The organism is Flavobacterium sp. PL02, from assembly GCF_035013205.1.
In the GTDB taxonomy this organism is placed as follows: Bacteria; Bacteroidota; Bacteroidia; order Flavobacteriales; family Flavobacteriaceae; genus Flavobacterium.
On sequence record NZ_JAYGJP010000009.1, the window covers coordinates 162,238 to 181,178 of the forward strand.

Annotated in this window: 14 protein-coding genes; 6 read left to right on the top strand and 8 right to left on the bottom strand. The window is 33.4% G+C overall.

Annotation, left to right across the window (positions count from 1 at the left end; genetic code table 11):
- Positions 1-122 precede the first annotated feature (122 nt).
- Entirely contained in the window at positions 123-926 is an 804-nt protein-coding gene (locus SHI72_RS20140) for a DUF3667 domain-containing protein (RefSeq protein ID WP_323491185.1), read from the top strand.
- 74 nt (positions 927-1,000) lie between these two features.
- On the opposite strand, the gene SHI72_RS20145 is transcribed toward SHI72_RS20140, so the two are convergent.
- From SHI72_RS20145 to SHI72_RS20175, 7 genes are all read right to left on the bottom strand, one after another.
- Positions 1,001-1,282 carry a F0F1 ATP synthase subunit epsilon gene (locus SHI72_RS20145; RefSeq protein WP_039113235.1) on the bottom strand — a complete coding sequence of 94 codons (282 nt, stop codon included), beginning with the start codon at positions 1,280-1,282 and terminating at the stop codon, positions 1,001-1,003.
- A gap of 70 nt (positions 1,283-1,352) precedes the next feature.
- Positions 1,353-2,864 (bottom strand): F0F1 ATP synthase subunit beta, encoded by a 1,512-nt coding sequence (atpD, locus tag SHI72_RS20150; protein ID WP_039113236.1) that lies wholly within the window; start codon positions 2,862-2,864, stop codon positions 1,353-1,355.
- A 234-nt stretch (positions 2,865-3,098) separates the two neighbouring features.
- Positions 3,099-4,595 carry a G-D-S-L family lipolytic protein gene (locus SHI72_RS20155; protein ID WP_323491186.1) on the bottom strand — a complete coding sequence of 499 codons (1,497 nt, stop codon included), beginning with the start codon at positions 4,593-4,595 and terminating at the stop codon, positions 3,099-3,101.
- Between the two features lie 83 nt (positions 4,596-4,678).
- Positions 4,679-7,486 (bottom strand): TonB-dependent receptor domain-containing protein, encoded by a 2,808-nt coding sequence (locus SHI72_RS20160; protein ID WP_323491187.1) that lies wholly within the window; start codon positions 7,484-7,486, stop codon positions 4,679-4,681.
- Between the two features lie 298 nt (positions 7,487-7,784).
- Positions 7,785-9,632 (bottom strand): glutamine--fructose-6-phosphate transaminase (isomerizing), encoded by a 1,848-nt coding sequence (gene glmS, locus SHI72_RS20165; RefSeq protein WP_039113239.1) that lies wholly within the window; start codon positions 9,630-9,632, stop codon positions 7,785-7,787.
- Between the two features lie 11 nt (positions 9,633-9,643).
- Positions 9,644-11,239 carry a DUF4270 domain-containing protein gene (locus tag SHI72_RS20170; protein WP_086894965.1) on the bottom strand — a complete coding sequence of 532 codons (1,596 nt, stop codon included), beginning with the start codon at positions 11,237-11,239 and terminating at the stop codon, positions 9,644-9,646.
- Positions 11,240-11,260: 21 nt separating this feature from the next.
- Positions 11,261-12,067, bottom strand: coding sequence for a glycogen/starch synthase (locus SHI72_RS20175; RefSeq protein ID WP_039113242.1), 807 nt, complete (start codon positions 12,065-12,067; stop codon positions 11,261-11,263).
- Positions 12,068-12,145: 78 nt separating this feature from the next.
- Here SHI72_RS20175 and panC point away from each other — a divergent pair, with 78 nt between their 5' ends.
- The 4 genes from panC (at position 12,146) to radA (ending at position 16,092) form a co-directional block, all read left to right on the top strand.
- A complete protein-coding gene (panC, locus tag SHI72_RS20180) occupies positions 12,146-13,024 on the top strand; it encodes a pantoate--beta-alanine ligase (RefSeq protein WP_086894966.1) in 879 nt (292 codons plus the stop codon).
- A 14-nt stretch (positions 13,025-13,038) separates the two neighbouring features.
- On the top strand, positions 13,039-13,389 hold the full coding sequence (gene panD / locus SHI72_RS20185) for an aspartate 1-decarboxylase (protein WP_035623468.1): 351 nt from the start codon (positions 13,039-13,041) through the stop codon (positions 13,387-13,389).
- 190 nt (positions 13,390-13,579) lie between these two features.
- A complete protein-coding gene (locus SHI72_RS20190; RefSeq protein WP_323491188.1) occupies positions 13,580-14,731 on the top strand; it encodes an alpha/beta hydrolase in 1,152 nt (383 codons plus the stop codon).
- A complete protein-coding gene (gene radA, locus SHI72_RS20195; protein WP_039113245.1) occupies positions 14,731-16,092 on the top strand; it encodes a DNA repair protein RadA in 1,362 nt (453 codons plus the stop codon). The genes SHI72_RS20190 and radA overlap by 1 nt, the downstream gene beginning before the upstream one ends.
- An 83-nt stretch (positions 16,093-16,175) precedes the next feature.
- Here radA and SHI72_RS20200 read toward each other — a convergent pair whose 3' ends face one another.
- On the bottom strand, positions 16,176-16,664 hold the full coding sequence (locus tag SHI72_RS20200; RefSeq protein ID WP_323491189.1) for a hypothetical protein: 489 nt from the start codon (positions 16,662-16,664) through the stop codon (positions 16,176-16,178).
- Positions 16,665-16,888: 224 nt separating this feature from the next.
- On the opposite strand from SHI72_RS20200, the gene SHI72_RS20205 reads away from it, so the two are divergent.
- On the top strand, positions 16,889-18,853 hold the full coding sequence (locus tag SHI72_RS20205) for a biosynthetic peptidoglycan transglycosylase (protein ID WP_323491190.1): 1,965 nt from the start codon (positions 16,889-16,891) through the stop codon (positions 18,851-18,853).
- Positions 18,854-18,941: the final 88 nt, after the last annotated feature.

Here is an 18,941-nt window from a genome sequence, read left to right on the forward strand (position 1 = left end):
TTTAAAGAAAAACAATCACAGCACATAACAAACATTCTTAAACAAAACAAAGTAATCATTTCCTTATTCTTAAATTACATACTGATTCACAGTAATTTGTATATTGCATTAAAAATAAAAAAATGAAAGCCATTTGTAAAAACTGTGAAACACCCCACAATTCTAGTTTTAATTATTGTCCACAATGTAGCCAAAAAGCCAATTTACATCGCATAAATCCACATGAAGTTTTTCATGAAGCCGTTCATTATTTTACACATGCCGATAAAGGGATTTTTCAACTAATTAGAGATTTGACACTAAAAAGTGGAATTGTAGCGAAGGAATACATAAACGGAAAAAGAAAAAAATATTTCCCTCCGCTTAATTTTTTCCTCCTGATTGCGGCAATATTTGTTTTTATTTCTAATATCCCAAAAGAAGTACCTCCCATAGATATTCAGAAAGAAAATCAGGAACTGAATAGCATCTCCAACCCTGCTCAGAAAGAAAAAATGATACATCTTTACGAACGAAAAGAAAAAATGCTTCATTTCATAAAAAAATATTCCAATCTAATGGCGATGATGGCCTTACCACTTACTGCCTTTTTCTTTTGGCTTTTTTACAGAAAAGAAAACTACAACTACACAGAACACCTAGTCGCCGGAATGTATATGTTAGGTTTTTGTATTTTAATCAACACATTGTTAATACTACCAATATCCTTATTATTCCACCTTTCATCTAATTACTCCACAGTACTTTTTCTTCTTTTTCAGCTTCTCTATTTTACTGTTTTCTATTATAAGTTTTTAAATAAAAACACAAAACTTCAATTCGCAAAAGCTTTTACTGTAAGTGCTTTAGGAATTATTTTTTGGGGAATTGTTTCAGGATTTACTGTTAACGCCTATATCTCTAGCGGTTTTTGGGGAATCGTATAAGAAATGAATATCAATCTAAAACAAAAAAGCCAGACAAATTATGTCTGGCTTTTTCAACTTTATTCTGAATTGTCTTAGTCTGCTAAAACAATTATTTTATTGTCTTTCATCTCGATTGTTCCTGATACGATTTCCAATGTATAGGTCTTATCATTTACTTTCGTGAATTTATCTGCTGCTTCTTTAGAGAAATTGAAACTTGTTCCTACAATTTTCACAGTCCCTTTTTGTAACAAAGAAACAATCGGCGCGTGATTATTTAAGATTTGAAAACTTCCATCTACTCCTGGTAGTGTAACCGAAGTAACTTCTCCTGAAAATAATTTTGCTTCTGGTGATACTATTTCTAAAATCATCTTTTTTTAGTTTACAGTCTCAGTTAATAGTCTCAGTACTGAATACTGTGACTGAATACTGAAAACTAGATTAAGCTTCTGCCAACATTTTCTCTCCAGCTTCGATAGCATCTTGAATAGAACCTTTAAGGTTAAATGCTGCTTCTGGAAGGTGATCTAGCTCACCATCAATAATCATATTAAATCCTTTGATAGTATCTTTAATGTCAACCAAAACTCCAGGAATACCTGTAAATTGTTCCGCTACGTGGAAAGGTTGAGACAAGAAACGTTGTACACGACGTGCTCTTGATACAGATAATTTATCTTCTTCAGATAACTCTTCCATACCTAGAATCGCGATGATATCTTGTAATTGTTTGTATTTTTGAAGAATTTCTTTTACTCTTTGTGCACAATCATAGTGTTCATCACCTAAAATTTGTGGAGTCAAGATTCTAGAAGTAGAATCCAATGGATCTACCGCTGGATAAATACCTAACTCAGCAATTTTACGAGACAATACAGTTGTTGCATCTAAGTGAGCAAAAGTAGTTGCCGGAGCCGGGTCAGTTAAATCATCCGCAGGTACGTAAACCGCTTGTACAGATGTAATAGATCCTTTGTTTGTAGATGTAATACGTTCCTGCATTGCACCCATTTCTGTTGCTAATGTTGGTTGGTATCCTACCGCAGATGGCATACGACCTAAAAGTGCCGATACCTCAGATCCTGCTTGTGTAAAACGGAAGATGTTATCAACGAAAAACAATACGTCTTTACCTTGATCAGTTCCTGCTCCATCACGGAAATACTCAGCGATAGATAATCCTGAAAGTGCTACACGTGCACGAGCTCCAGGTGGCTCATTCATTTGTCCGAAAACGAAAGTAGCTTTAGACTCTCTCATTCCTGGCATATCTACTTTAGATAAATCCCATCCTCCATTTTCCATAGAGTGCATGAAATCATCTCCGTATTTAATAATACCTGACTCTAACATCTCACGAAGTAAGTCATTTCCTTCACGTGTTCTTTCTCCTACTCCTGCGAATACAGAAAGTCCACCGTGACCTTTTGCGATATTGTTAATCAACTCCTGAATCAATACTGTTTTTCCAACACCTGCACCACCAAACAATCCAATTTTTCCTCCTTTTGAGTAAGGCTCAATCAAATCGATTACTTTAATACCTGTGAACAATACTTCAGATGAAGTTGATAGATCTTCGAATCTTGGTGCTGGTCTGTGAATAGACAAACCATTTTCTCCTGTTTTTGGCAAGTCCCCTAAACCATCAATTGCATCTCCGATTACATTAAATAATCGACCATATACGTCTGGACCGATTGGCATTTGGATTGGGTTTCCTGTTCCAACTACTTCATATCCACGACTCAAACCATCTGTTGAGTCCATTGATATTGTACGAACTGTATTTTCTCCGATGTGAGATTGTACTTCAAGAACTAACAATGTTCCGTCTTTTTTAGTGATTTCTAATGAATCATAAATTTTTGGAAGTTCAACATCTTTACCGTTGAAAACAACATCAACTACTGGTCCAATGATTTGGGCAACTTTTCCTATTACTTTTGACATTACTGTATGTGTTTATTAAATAGCTATTTAGGTTTAACGAAAATACCTCTTTTTTCAGAGCGCAAAGATAATTTTTAAAATATAAAATCAATAACTTTTTTTTAGAAAAATACTATATTTTTATCAGTTTACAAAAATAAGTACATCGATTGCATAAAAGTCCATCTTTACAAGGAGATAAAAAAACCACCACATTGTTAAAATGGGTGGCTTTCCTACTAAAAAAAATTGGCTTTATTGTAATATTGCTGGATATTGAATTGGATAAGTAGACAAATCAACATGTCGCAATGTGGAACCATACTTTGCATTAATGGCATCTATAAAAATATTAGCAATTAACCCGTACCCTCGTGCACTTGGATGAATTCCGTCAAGCGAAAATGCCCCTCCGGTTACATAAGCGGATGTCATATTAAAATTTCCGAAATTAAGACCTCCATTAGATAATTTTGCCATAACAGTTCTTGTATCGACAAAAGCTAACCCTTTTTCCTTAGCGATTGCTTCAATTGTTATATTATAAGCATCTGTTGCTGTACTAACTTCTTTTACTTCATCTTTTGACAACACCCAATTATCTGCCAACGGTACCGACAAACCATTTACTTTTGTTGGATCTCCACCAACTGTAGTACCTATAAATGCTCTGGAAGTCAAGACCATGAAATCTTCTTTCGTAGCTTGCCTGTAAGATGGAAGCCCGTATGCGCTAAGATCTGTTAAATAACTATCTACAATAACAACTGCATTACCATTTCCAGCAGCAAATTTTACCGTACGACGAACCGCTTCGGCTTCAGTCAGTAATCCATTTTTAACCATAGTTAACAAACCTGCATTATAAGTAGCATATCCAGAATTTAATAGTGCTACCAAAGGAGCTGTTAGCGCAGCTGGATTATAAGGAACAGTTGTAAAATAAGGCAATGCATTTACGTAAGGTAAATTTGCTACTACCCCTTTAGCTCCCCCTGCCGTTAAACCTCCAACTAAAGCTGTATACACATTTGCAAATACAGTAGGATCCGTAATATCATCACTACCATAAGTAGCTGGATTAGGATTCCCTTTTTGATCTTTTCCTGCTCCGCCTGATGTTGCATAACTTAAAACGTCGTTTCCTCCTATAAATAAAGAGAAAAAAGTAGGCTTTTGATCTGTAGCATCCTTCAAAATAGTAGTTCCCGGTACAGTAGCGAACCGAACAAAATATGGATTTGCGGCACCTAAAGATAACCCTGCAGGATTACCATATCCTGGCGCTATTAAATGAAAGCTTTTTGCCCCAGGAACACCCAGATTATTAAAAGGTCCTGTTATGTGTGCCATAACTTCAGTTGTGGAAGCAAATGGTACGGGCGCAATCTTTGGCGTACCATCTGGATTAAATCCTAATATTGCAAATCTTGGCGGAAATTTTGGATTTGGAACACCCCCAAATAACAACCCTCCAACATTATCCGAAGTCAACGGCGTTTTAAAATCCCCACCCCCAGCAGCAATAAACTGCTGAGACAATATATTAGCATAAGAACCTCCCTGTCCTTTTACAAATAAAGCTCCATCACTATATCCTGCTGCAAATGAATCCCCCAAAGCTACATACTTTGTAAAAACTGCCGAACCTGGTGTTACTGGAACTTCTGCTGGTGTTGTATCTTCATCATCGTTATTACATGCTACAAAGGCTAATGAAACCAATAGTAGCCATTTAAAATTTTTTATCATGATTTGTTATTTTAATACATTAATATTCATTTTCCCAAAACTTCTTAATTCAACAAGAAGTACTTAATTATATATCTATAATTTTATGGGTTAATTGTCCATGAAGCAAACCATTGTTGCCCTATTAAACCTGCTCCTACAACCTGAATATAATCTTTTCCAAAAATATTTGTTGCTCCAACCTTGATAACTGATTTCAACTTAGGAATTCCGTAATTTACCTGAGCATCAAATACCGTATTCTCCGGAACCATTCCATCTGCGAAAGATGCCTCCCATAAATACTCTGTATTCCATCTTATATTCATGTTAAACCCAAAATTTTTAAATAATTTCGAATTTCCTAACGAACCTTTAATTCTATGTTTTGGAGTATTAAAACCTGCAACAAATCCAGGATCTTTCGACTGATCAAAATTAAATTGTGAATAGTTGTAGTTAACACCAACCTCAAAGTCTTTATATACTTTTTTAGATAAACCAACACCAACACCAAAAGAGGTAATTTGCGCACTTGTATTTGTATAAACCTGATAAACTCTTCTATCTCCAAATGCCAACGCTTGGTAACTTTGTAATACCGCTGGATTAGTCATATCCGTTCCCACCGTTCCATAATACGGACTAATTACTCGAGCTGTATTCATGAAATTATCATAGATATTATAATATGCATTAAGATCAATTGAAAAATCTCTTACTACTGAGCGATACCCAACCTCAAAAGCTTGCACTTCTTCTGGTTTTACCAAACCAATATTAGCTACTTGTAAATCTTTAGGATTTCCCGAAGCTGCAAATGCTTGTACAGAAGCTACAGTATATGCATTATGATAAGCATTTTGCCCACTCATTTCTATCTGAGCAGGATTACCTGCAGCTTGACCAGCAGGACTCACATCTCTAATTTCTGTAAAACGATCAAGATTTTCTGCAGCAGAACCAATTAATGCAAATGGCCCTAAATCCAGACCAATATATTGATCTTGAGTTGTTGGATTTCTAAAACCTGTTTGATAAGAAACTCTAAAATTATGAACTCTTGTTGCTCCTGCTGAATATACAAATGCTACCCTTGGAGATATATTCCCTTTAAAATTCTGACTTTTGTCATAACGAACAGATCCAGTAAATTTCAATCTATCATCCATCCATTTTTTTGCCAATTGCGTATAAGCACCGTATTCTTTATAATTTAAAGGTCCGTCATAATCTGTAAAAATTGTTCCTTCAGAATTCATTAAATACTCTCTCCAAGAGCCCCCAACTTGAATTTCAGCAAATTTGATAAGGTCTTTAAAATTATAATTCACATCTGAATGATATAATTTAGAGTGATCAATAAATTTAGCTCCTTGTGTTAAATCTGGATTACTTACCACATTAGCAAATGCACTTTTAAACTGAGGAGAACCTGGTTCAAATCTTGCAGATCTTGGAGCACTTGGATTATTAGGATCAATATTTGGTGATAGACCTAAACCTGGCGAAACGTTATAATCTGCAAAATTTCTAGCATAATTTGCAGCATCATTTGCATTAAGTCCTAATACTGCCGATGATAATTGAAATGATTTAGCATAATCTGTAAACCAGTTTGTATCTGATTTAGCTGCTCTATTTACATTCCAACCAGCAAAACGCATATCATACGAATCTCCAGCATCTTCTGTAGTCATATAAACTCTCGCAAAGAAATTCTTTCCTTTAATTTCTAATTTGGTTTGATCCATAAAGAAATTTTTCAAAGAATATCTATTTGCTCCTTGATAAATAGTACTTCCTACACCTACCTTATACTGAAGTATAATCTCAGTTTCACTTTCCCATGGTTTAAGATGCATAGCAAAATCTGCCTTTATACTTTTAGATTTATTATCATTTAAATCTTTTTCATGATATCCCGTTCTACTTACCTGCCCTACATTAGAAAGAAAGGTAGTTACCTCATCTCCATAAATATTTAATCCATCATAATTTTGATTATTTGCATGACCAATAGAACCTCCAGTCATACTTCTTTGATCATCAGCAATCCACTCAGTAGCGCTTATATAATTAAAGTTTGCTTTTAATGCAAAATGTTTAGTAAATGCAGTAGCCGCTCTAAACCCAAAATCAACATAATCATTTGTTCCTGCAACATCCTGAGATGTTTGACCATATTTAAAATAAGTACTAATCCCTTGATTTGTAAAAGGGCTTTTACTATTCATAAACAAAATACCATTAAAAGCATTAGCTCCATAAAGTGCAGACGATGCTCCAGGCAAAAGCTCTACACTTGCAACATCTAAATCATTTAGACCAATTAAGTTTCCTAATACAAAGTTCAACGCAGGAGATGAATTATCCATACCATCAACCAATTGCATAAAACGAGTATTAGCAACAGTTGCAAAACCTCTCGTATTTACCGATTTAAACGAAATACTACTAGTATTAAAAATAACCTCTTTCATATTCTCCAATCCTTCGTAAAAAGACGGAGCCGTTGTATTTCTTATTTCCTGAAGCCCCATTCTCTCAATTGTAACAGGCGACTCAATAATTCTTTCTGGAGTTCTCGAAGCCGAAACTACAATCTCGTTTAACATTGTTCTTTCTTCTGCTAACGACACAATAACTTTTTGCGAAGCCGAAGTAACATTAACCGTTTTCGTTTCATAGCCTACTGCCGTAACCTTAATTGTAAAAGGAAAATTTTTTGAGGACTTTAAAGTAAATGATCCGTCAAAATCAGTAGAGGTACTACTGGACTCTCCAACAACGTTAATATTAGCCCCTGGAATCGATTGATTTTTATTATCGGTAACGGAACCTGAAATTGTACTCTGCGCAAAAGAAACGCCGCAGAAGAACAATGATAGAATAAGTAAATACATTCTCATTTGGTTAGATTTAGTTGGTTTATATTGCCAAAGTACAAATATTTTTGATATTACTAAAAATTTGTTAAAAAGAATTAATTTTCTTTATTTTTTTAGCAACAAAAATACATTTTTCACATTGCTGTTTTTTAAACTTTTGACAACTATAAAGCCCTAACTCATTGAAATATACTATGCATACATATTATTTTTAACAAAAAATTGAATATTCTACAAAAATGAATTCTTAATTTTTTGATATAAAAAAAAGCGAGATATAAATCTCGCTTTTTCAAACACTTATGTTTTATTTTTTGTTTTACTCTACAGTAACTGACTTAGCCAAGTTTCTTGGTTGATCAACATTACAACCCCTCATAACTGCTATGTGATAAGATAAAAGTTGCAACGGAATTGTAGTAATTAATGGCGATAAAGCATCTGATGTTTCAGGAATTTCAATCACATAATCCGCTAATTCACGTACTTGTGTATCTCCCTTAGTAACTACAGCGATGATTTTTCCACTTCTGGATTTTATCTCTTGAATATTACTTACAATTTTATCGTAATGTCCTTGCTTAGGCGCAATTACAATTACTGGCATTTGCTCATCTATTAAAGCAATTGGTCCGTGCTTCATTTCTGCCGCAGGATAACCCTCAGCATGGATATACGAGATTTCTTTTAGCTTTAAAGCTCCTTCTAGCGCCACAGGAAAGTTATAACCTCTTCCTAAGTACAAACAATTTGGAGAATCTTTAAAAACAGCTGCAATTTCTTTAGCAACATCATTAGTTTCTAAAACTTCTTTTACCTTGTCTGGTATAAGCTCTAATTCTTGTAAATATCTATGGAAATCAGGATTAGATAATGTTCCTTTTGCTTTTGCTAAACGCAAAGCAATCATTGTTAACACAGTAATTTGAGTTGTAAATGCTTTTGTAGACGCAACTCCAATCTCTGGACCTGCATGAGTATAAGCTCCTGCGTGAGTTTCTCTAGAAATAGATGAACCAACAACATTACAAACACCAAATACAAATGCTCCATGTTCTTTTGCTAATTTAATAGCAGCCATTGTATCTGCAGTTTCTCCCGATTGAGAGATTGCAATAACAACATCTGTTTTATTGATGATAGGATTACGGTATCTAAATTCCGAAGCATATTCAACCTCTACTGGAATTCGGGCAAATTCCTCAAAGATATATTCTGCAACTAAACCTGCATGCCATGAAGTACCACAAGCAACAATAATAATTCTGTCAGCATTAAGAAATTTTTCCAAATTATCTTCAACACCTGCTAGCTGAACAATTCCTTCATTTGCATGAAGTCTTCCTCTATACGTGTCTTTTATAACGCTTGGTTGTTCGTATATTTCTTTAAGCATGAAATGGTCATAACCTCCTTTTTCAATTTGCTCCAAATTCATTTGAAGTTCTTGAATATAAGGATCAACCAAAGAATCATCTTTAATTTTTCTGATTTTAATAGGCTTATGCAATCTGATATTGGCCATTTCACCATCTTCCAGATAAACTGCATTTGTAGTATATTCGATAAAAGGAGAAGCGTCAGATGCAATAAAATATTCACCTTCTCCAACACCAATTGCTAACGGACTACCTAATCTGGCAGCAACAATTTCATTTGGATTTTTTCTATCAAATACTGCAATAGCATAAGCACCTACAACTTGATTTAATGCAACCTGAACTGCTTTACCTAGTTTAAGATTTTCTTGTTTTTGAACATCTTCAATCAAATTCACCAATACTTCAGTATCAGTATCAGAATGAAAAATGTATCCTCTTTTTTTCAACTCTTCTTTAAGCGGAGCATAGTTTTCAATAATACCATTATGTATTATCGCCAAGTCTCCTGAGTTTGACAAATGAGGATGCGAATTCACATCGTTAGGAACACCATGTGTTGCCCAACGCGTATGTCCTATTCCTATAGTTCCGTTTGTCGTAAAATTATCTTTAGCCTTAGCTTCAAGATCCGAAACTTTACCTTTTGTTTTACAAAGTTTAACTGCTTCTCCGTCATATAACATAACGCCAGCACTATCATATCCTCTGTATTCGAGTCGTTTTAGTCCTTTAATTACAATAGGATACGCCTCTCTATATCCTATATATCCAACAATTCCACACATATCTATTTAAATTAATTTGGTTTCGTGTAGTAAATCTGAAGTTTCAATCTCTTATCAGCTGCCGCAGGAGTTCCTCCATAAAGAATTGTCCCTAACGGATTCAAAACAGATGCTCTCGGAGCTGCAGTAAAAGGAATTTCAGGCCTAGCAGTTAATTTTTTATCTGAATCTCTTAATTTATTAGAAGTGATTGTATTTATATCCTCTGTAACTACTATCCCCATCTTTACATTAGTTGAATCCTTATATTTTATCAAATTTCTAACATGATTAGTAATTCTGATTTTATAACTGGTACCTCTTTTACTTGTTGGATCAACATTTATAATACCACTAAAAATCTGTTTTGCTTTTTTTACATCAGTAGAAGCACTTGGAGTTCCATCATTATAATAATCAACAATAGGTCGATTATTATTAAAATCGTACAAATAAATTCTGTTTGGTTCTGAGCTATTCTTCATAGCATCCGAATCAATATTAAAAACTAAATTTGCTTCATTAATCAACCACCCTTTACTTCTAATTTCATCTAACTCTCCTGGCGCAAAAAGCTCTAACACTGCCATTGATCCTTCTCCTCCTTTTAAATACAGCTTATCATCACCTGTAACTTTAGGAGTAGTTATTGCAGTATTGTAAGCAGGATTTACATTACTTTGATTTAAAAGATTTACAGTATTACCAGTTAAATTAAGAACAAGCGTTTTTGACTCCATTGTTTCCTCTGGATCTGTTGTTATAACAGTCTTTGCTTTATAATAAATTGTTACTTTACCTTTCTTAAAATCCATCATTGCCATATTTCCAGGATCACTACCAGATTTATCAATATTAAAATATAATCCTCTGAAATAATTTTTAAAAACATCATTTGTAGCTAAATTAGATGCTGAAGCTTTTAAAATTCTATCTTCAAAATAAGTTTTATCTAATTTTAATCTCATTGCTGGAGCACTCCTTGTAACAGTCACTTTTCCAGTGGCATCACTAGTACTTTCTCTAATTTCACTTGAACTAAAAACAAATGCATCATTATTCAATGGATTTGAAGCATTATTCAAACGACTAGCAACTTTAGCATTATAAAAATCAGAATTTTGATTCGTATAAAAAAGCTGCTTATTCTGAAAATTATTACTTGGATCTAGATCCGCCATATAATAACCCGACTCATAAATACTTAGCTTTATTTTAGACAAATCAGGACCATATATTGAATCCAATTTATAAACACTACTTCCATCTGTATTTTGCGCCGTCATATGACTAAAATATGGAACACTTAACACAATACTATCCGCAACTGGGCTTGCACCAATAACCGGAGCCACAGCTGCTAATGTCAACTGAGTAGCAAAATTAGCCGTTGTAATACCAAATGCTGGATTATCATAAATCCCTAATTGATTTATATTTAAATTATTAGATTGTATTGGAAATATTTGTTGATTATAAGCTACAACATTTGAATTGTATATCGCTAAATCAAAGTGATTATCACCTATTAAATCATCACCAATAACATTGAAATCCTTATCGCAAGAATATAAAAGAACAACGCTTGCAACTAAAAGTATTTTCTTAAAAAAAGAAGTATTATACATGTGTAATAAAAAAGTTAAATTTTAAAGAATCTCGTTTTTATAAAAATTTGTATACGCTTCTGCGAATGCATCTTTTGCGGCGAAAGGTAAAAAAGGTTTTCCCGAAGATTCTATAAATTTTGTTAAACTTGAAGATAGGTTATTTGAAGCTATAATTACTCCATCAGAATGAAGAATACTTGCCTTTAAAATATTTTCATAATTTGGAATCTCTAAGTCTGAAACAGCTTCATGTGGAATACCATCAAACTTTACTTTCTTAATCATTTCAGGGTCTAATGTTTCATCAAACGATTGCGTATAAACAGACGTTACAATCTTGGTTTCAGAAAATAACGCTTCATGTTTATAATAATGTTTCATATAAATAGGCAACATTGCAGCCATCCATCCATGTACATGAATAATATCTGGAACCCAGTTTAATTTCTTAACGGTTTCAACAACTCCTTTTGCAAAGAAAATTGCTCGTTCGTCATTATCTGGATACATCACGCCTTCTTCATCGGCAAAGGTTGCTTTCCTTTTAAAATACTCATCGTTATCTATAAAGTAAACCTGAATTCTCTCCTTTGGGATAGATGCTACCTTAATAATCAATGGCATATCTAAGTCGTTCACTACCAAATTCATGCCTGAAAGCCTGATTACTTCGTGCAACTGGTGTCTTCTTTCATTGATATTCCCATATCTTGGCATGAAAATTCTTATCTGTCCGCCTTGATCATTAATCATTTTTGGCACATCATAAGACATTAAAGAAACCTCATTTTCAGCCAAATAAGGCACGACTTCAGATGATACATACAATATCCTCTTATCTTTCATAATAGTAATTTGCTTAATTTTTGGTAATAAAAACGATGCAAAATTACAAAATTTTATGCAGTTATTAACTAATATATTATGTTTGCACTAAATTTTAATAATACCACCATGCATATTTTCTACGGTAAAGTTGCTTTAATAGCTTATTTAAAAACTATTAAAACCGAAAATTCGAGTGTTGGTTTCGTACCAACCATGGGCGCTTTACACCAAGGTCACCTAGCATTAATGCAACGATCATTGAACGAAAATGATGACACAGTTGTAAGTATTTTTGTAAATCCAACACAGTTTAACAACCAAGAAGATTTAGCAAAATACCCCCGAACTCTAGACGAAGATGTAAAAAAAATGCGCACATTAAGCGATAAAATAATTTTATACGCTCCAACTGTCGAAGATATTTACGAAGGTCATACTGTTTCTCAATCCTTTGATTTCGACGGATTAGAAAACCAAATGGAGGGAAAATTCAGACCTGGGCATTTTAATGGTGTAGGTACAATTGTAAAACGTTTATTCGAGATTATCACTCCTACAAACGCTTATTTTGGAGAGAAAGATTTCCAGCAATTACAAATTGTAAAGAAAATGGTCGAAAAAAACCATTTACCTGTAAATGTAGTTGGTTGCCCTATTTTTAGAGAATCAAACCAATTAGCAATGAGCTCCAGAAACGAACGTTTAACACCCGATGAACGTCAGGAAGCTGCTATAATTTACAAAACCTTAACCGAAGCAAAAGAAATATTTCAGACTAAAAGTCCCGAAGAAACAATTGAATTTGTAGAAAATTCCTTCAAAGACAATGATAAGTTTGAATTAGAATATTTCGTAATTGCCGATGAATCTACATTATTACCTATAGAACACAAAAATAAAGACAAAAATTACCGCGCATTTATAGCAGTATTTGTTAATTCTATTAGGTTGATTGACACTATTTCATTAAATTAATTTACTTTTGTAGCATGCAAATTCAAGTAGTAAAATCAAAAATACACCGTGTAAAAGTAACTGGAGCCGATCTTAATTATATTGGCAGCATTACTATTGACGAAGCCTTACTAGACGCCTCAAATATTATTGAAGGTGAAAAAGTAGCAATTGTGAACATCAATAATGGCGAACGTTTTGAAACGTATGCTATTAAAGGAGAACGAAATTCGGGCGAAATAACCCTAAATGGTCCTGCAGCAAGAAAAGTACAAAAAGATGATATCATCATAATCATTTCTTACGCAACATTGGAGTTTGAAGAAGCCAAAACCTTCAAACCATGGATCGTTTTCCCAAATGAAAATGACAATTCGTTGACATAAATCCATTTCTTAACAAATAAAATCATCCTTTTTCAAAGTTAAAATTTGTAAAAGGATTTTTGTCGTATCTATAAGCCAACTAAACAACATTGCTTTGCCAATTTGCAATTAACAAGTATTAAATAAGAAAAATAAAGTACTATATTGCTACTCTATTTTAACAATCTTAAAATTTCAGAAATCCCAAATTATGAAAAAAGTTTACCTACTACTTCTTTTTATTTCAATTACAGCTTTTTCTCAAAGAAAAACAGAAACAATTAATTCAACATCATTAGGAGAAACAAGAACCATTACTGTAGAATTACCTGCTTCTTACGAAAATAATAAAACCAGAAATTACCCAGTTCTTTATTTATTCGATGGAGAATATCTTCTTGATCCATTTAGTGGTGCTTTAAAATATGGTACCTATTGGGATGATTTACCAGAAGTTATTATTGTAGCTATTCATCAAAATAAAAATGATGAACGCGAAGACGATTCTACCTTCGATGGAATTAATGGCCTACCTTTTGAAAAAGGAGCTAAATTTTTCGAATTTGTTGCGGGAGAGGTAATCCCTTTAGTGGAAAGAAAATACCGCACAGCCCCGTTCCGAATTATTGCTGGTCATGGTGTGACTGCAGGTTATTTGAATTTTTTCTTGTATAAAGAAGTTCCTATATTTAATGCCTTTATCTCTATGAGTCCAGAATTGGCAACTCAAATGGAAGTACGTGTTCCTGAAAAATTTGCTAAATTAAAAACACCGTTATTTTATTATCTATCGGCTGCCGATGGAGATGTTAAAAAGACAAAAGAACCTATTCAAAAACTAGATCAAAACATCAAAATAGCCAACAATCCTTTAATAAATTACAAATACGATTTATTTAAAAATACGACTTATTATTCAGTGGTTTTATACTCGATTCCAAATGCTTTAAATCAAATTTTTGATGCATACAAACCTATAAATTTAGCTGAGTATAATGACAAAATAGTTATTCTTAAATCTGGTTATGTAGATTATCTAAGAAACAAATACGATATCATCACAAAAACATTAGGTGTAGAAATGCCTGTTCGAATGAATGATTATATAGCAGTAGAAACCGCTATTTTAAAAAACAATGCTTACGACGAATTGGGTATATTAGCCGAAATCGCCAATACAAGCTATCCTAAAGCAATGCTAGGCGAATATGAATTAGGATTGATGTATGAAAAAATGGGTGATGCAAAAAGAGCTTCAAAAAAATATCAAAACGCTTCCCAAATGGAACCTATTGGTAAATTAAACAAAGACTTGATGTATGACAAAATAGATGAAATGAACGGTCTTATTAAAAAGAAATAATGTCAAAAGTTAAAACAACATTTTTTTGCCAGAATTGTGGCGCCCAATATTCCAAATGGCAAGGGCAATGTAATTCGTGCAAAGAATGGAATACCATAGCCGAGGAAATTATCCAAAAACAAGAAAAAGTTGCTTGGAAGAGCGAACCTACACCTAGTGGCAAGGCTCCTCGCCCTTTACGAATAAACGAAATAGATTCGACTCAGGAAGTTCGTATGGACACAACTGACGGCGAATTAAACCGTGTACTTGGTGGTGGTATTGTTCCTGGTTCATTAACTCTTTTAGGAGGAGAACCTGGAATTGGAAAAAGTACACTTTTGCTTCAAGTTTCATTACAACTACCTTATAAAACTCTTTACGTTTCTGGAGAAGAAAGCCAGAAACAAATAAAAATGCGTGCCGAAAGAATCACGCCAAATGGTGACAATTGCTATATTCTTACCGAAACCAAAACACAAAATATCTTCAAACAAATTGAAGCCATTCAGCCCGAGATAGTAATTATCGATTCTATCCAAACGCTTCATACGGATTATATCGAATCAACAGCCGGAAGTATCTCTCAAATTAGAGAAACTACTGCTGAGTTAATCAAGTTTGCCAAAGAAACCAATATTCCTGTTATCCTGATTGGGCATATTACCAAAGACGGAAACATAGCAGGTCCTAAGATTTTGGAACACATGGTAGATACGGTTTTACAATTTGAAGGAGACAGAAATCATGTATATCGCATTTTACGATCACTAAAAAACCGTTTTGGATCTACTGCCGAATTAGGAATTTACGAAATGCTAGGAAGTGGTTTAAGAGAAGTAAGTAATCCGTCTGAAATATTAATTTCGCACAAAGACGAAGAATTATCAGGAACAGCAATCGCATCGACACTTGAAGGAATGCGTCCGTTAATGATCGAGATACAATCCTTAGTAAGTACCGCTGTTTACGGAACACCTCAACGAAGTACTACAGGATATAATGCCAAAAGATTAAACATGATTTTGGCTGTTTTAGAAAAAAGAGCAGGATTTCGCTTGGGAGCAAAAGATGTATTCTTGAATGTAACTGGAGGGATTTCTGTAGATGATCCTGCGATAGATCTTGCTGTTGTTGCAGCTATTTTATCCTCAAATGAAGATATTCCTGTAACTAAAGGTTTTTGTTTTGCTGGAGAAGTTGGTTTATCAGGCGAAATACGTCCTGTAAACCGAGTTGACCAACGCATACAAGAAGCAGAAAAATTAGGATTTTCGACTATTTTTGTATCTAAGTACAATAAAATTGCATTAAAAAATACAGGAATAAAAATTGAACTTGTTGCCAAAATCGAAGACGTAGCCAGTATTCTTTTTGGTTAATTCAACAATTTATATTTTAAAAATCTCGCTCAGAACCTTAATTTAATAAGATTTTGAGCGAGATTTTTTTTATAAAGCAATTACTAAAATTTTGGTGCACTAAAACTTCCCTCGGTAATTGTAAATGTTTTTCCATCTCTTGATCCAGAAAAACTAAATGTCCCTGCTATTTTTTTATCACTTTTCTCCGTAATATTCACAGTTCCTGATGTTGCACTAATATTGTTTATTTCAGGTTTAAAACTAAAATTTGCTTGGTAGGTAGTTGTAAGATTTGACAAATCATATACAATTGGATGACTTCCTGTTGTAAAATCCAAAGGCAGCCATATAGAAATACTTTTAAAAGTATCATCAATTCCCTCATACCCCATTATATTTATGCTTCCTGAAGTAATTATAGCAGGGTTAAAATTATAAGCAACCCCATTATATTTAAATTTAATATACCCTTCTGCACTTGTACTTTCCTCTAGATTATCTTCTGATGAATTGTCACTACTGCAAGAAGATGATACTACTAGTGAAAAGATGACAACAGCCATAAACATAAATTTCTTTAAAGTTTTCATTTAAACTGATTTTAATTATTAATAATTCTGCAAATATATAAGATTTATACTATGAAAAATACATTATTTAAAAAGCTGCAAAATTGAATCAAAATATACATACTGAATAAGGAAACTTTTGCGTCAACTTTTCCAATTCTTTAATGGATTTTTATTTTCTTTATAGACTGATAATTCTAATTCAGATAATAGAAGCCGAATTATTTCAAATAGCAATTCAATTTATGAAGTTTCCAAAACAAAAAATATTCAAAGCATTCCTAATACTTGCATTAGTTTTAGTGGTACTTTTTTTAGGATTTTACTTTTTTAGAGATGCCCTTTTACATAAAGCTATAGCGAAGGTCTCCGATAAAATGAACAAAGAATACAACAGTACGTTTTCGGTAAAAACCGCTTCTTTTGATGGGCTTTCGGGGATAAAACTAACCAATGTAATCTTGGTACCAAAAAATGCAGATACGCTTTGTAATATTCACAATATAGAAACCAGTATTAGTTTATCGCATTTATTGGTGGGAGATATCCAGATTGGAACTTTAAAAATCGACAGAGGCTTTATACAATTAGTAAAAAAAGGAAACATTAAGAACTTTGATGCCTTCTTAAAAAAAGACAGTACTAATACTTCTAAAAACGAAAAAAGAGAATATGCAGCGTATGCCTATAGAATTATATCTAAATTATTAAATCTTGTTCCTACCGATATGAAGTTGGAAAATTTAATTTTTAAGATTGATGATAATGGTAAGAAAGCACAAATTGCAATAAGTAAATTAGTCCTGGTCGATAAAGAACTTGAAACCAATTTACATGTTCAAACTAATACATTCGATCAACGCTGGAACATAAAAGGATTTGCTGACCCAAGAAACAAGAAAGCCGATATTCGATTTTTTAACCTTGACACAGGAGCAATTCGAGTACCCTACATCGATGACCGTTTTAATATGTTGGCTAGTTTTGACTCTATCCGCTTGAATATTGAAAACATTAAAAAAGACGGAAGCGAACTTCATATTGATGGTTATTCGTCTATCACAAATTTAAAAATTAACCATGCAAGAATTGCCAGCAAAGATGTAGTAATAAAAAATGCTCGTTTTGATTATCGCTTCTTGTTAGGTTCTGATTTTATTTCAATAGATAGTACCTCAACTGTTCAGTTAAACAAAATAAAGTTCCATCCTTATGTTTCTTATAATACCCAATCGGATACTGTCTATACTCTAAAAGTTGCTATTCCTAAAATGAAAGCGCAGGATTTTATTGTTTCATTGCCTGATGGTTTGTTTACCCATTTTCAAGGCATGGAAGCTACAGGAAATTTTGACTATAAACTTGATTTTAAATTCAACAAAAATAAACCAAACAGTTTAGTTTTTGATAGCAAATTGAACAAAGAAAACCTTGTTATCACCAAATATGGTGAAGCAAACCTTACCAAATTAAATGGCGAATTTGTATATCGTGCCATCATAAAAAATGTATTGCAACGACCAGTTTTAGTAGGTGCCGGAAATCCAAATTATACTCCTATTGAGCAAATTTCTCCGTATCTTCAAAAATGTGTTTTAACTACCGAAGATCCATCATTTTTCTCTCATCGTGGTTTTATTAATGAAGCTTTTAAACAATCGATATTAAAAAACATCCGAACCAAAAAGTTTTCTCGTGGCGCAAGTACTATTAGTATGCAGTTAATAAAGAATGTTTTCTTAACCAGAGAAAAAACTTTATCGCGCAAACTCGAAGAGATTTTACTCGTTTATATTCTCGAAAACAATCGTGTGGTAAGCAAGCAACGTATGCTCGAAGTATATTTTAATATTATCGAATGGGGGCCAAATGTATACGGAATTGGCGAAGCAAGTCGTTTTTATTTCCAGAAAAGCCCATCCGATTTAAGTCTTAACGAATGTTTATTTCTGGCTACAATTATTCCGAGTCCAAGAAAATTCACCTATCAATTTAATGACCAAGGAAACTTAAAAGATTACGCTATCAGAAACCAAAAATTCCTTAGCAATATTATGTTGCGTCGTGGTGTTTTAACTCCTGAAGACACTATTAACAGGTCGCCTGTTTATATTTCTGGAAACGCTCGTTCGCTATTGCGAATAAAAGCACCAGATTCAACGGCAGTTCCTGTAGATTCTATGTCTATAGATGATGAGTTTGATCTTTAAATCTTTTAGCACTTCATCCTGTAAGGTTTCGGAAACTTTGTAGGTATAATTTTTCTCGCAAAGGCGCCAAGTAGCTAAGTTTAAATAT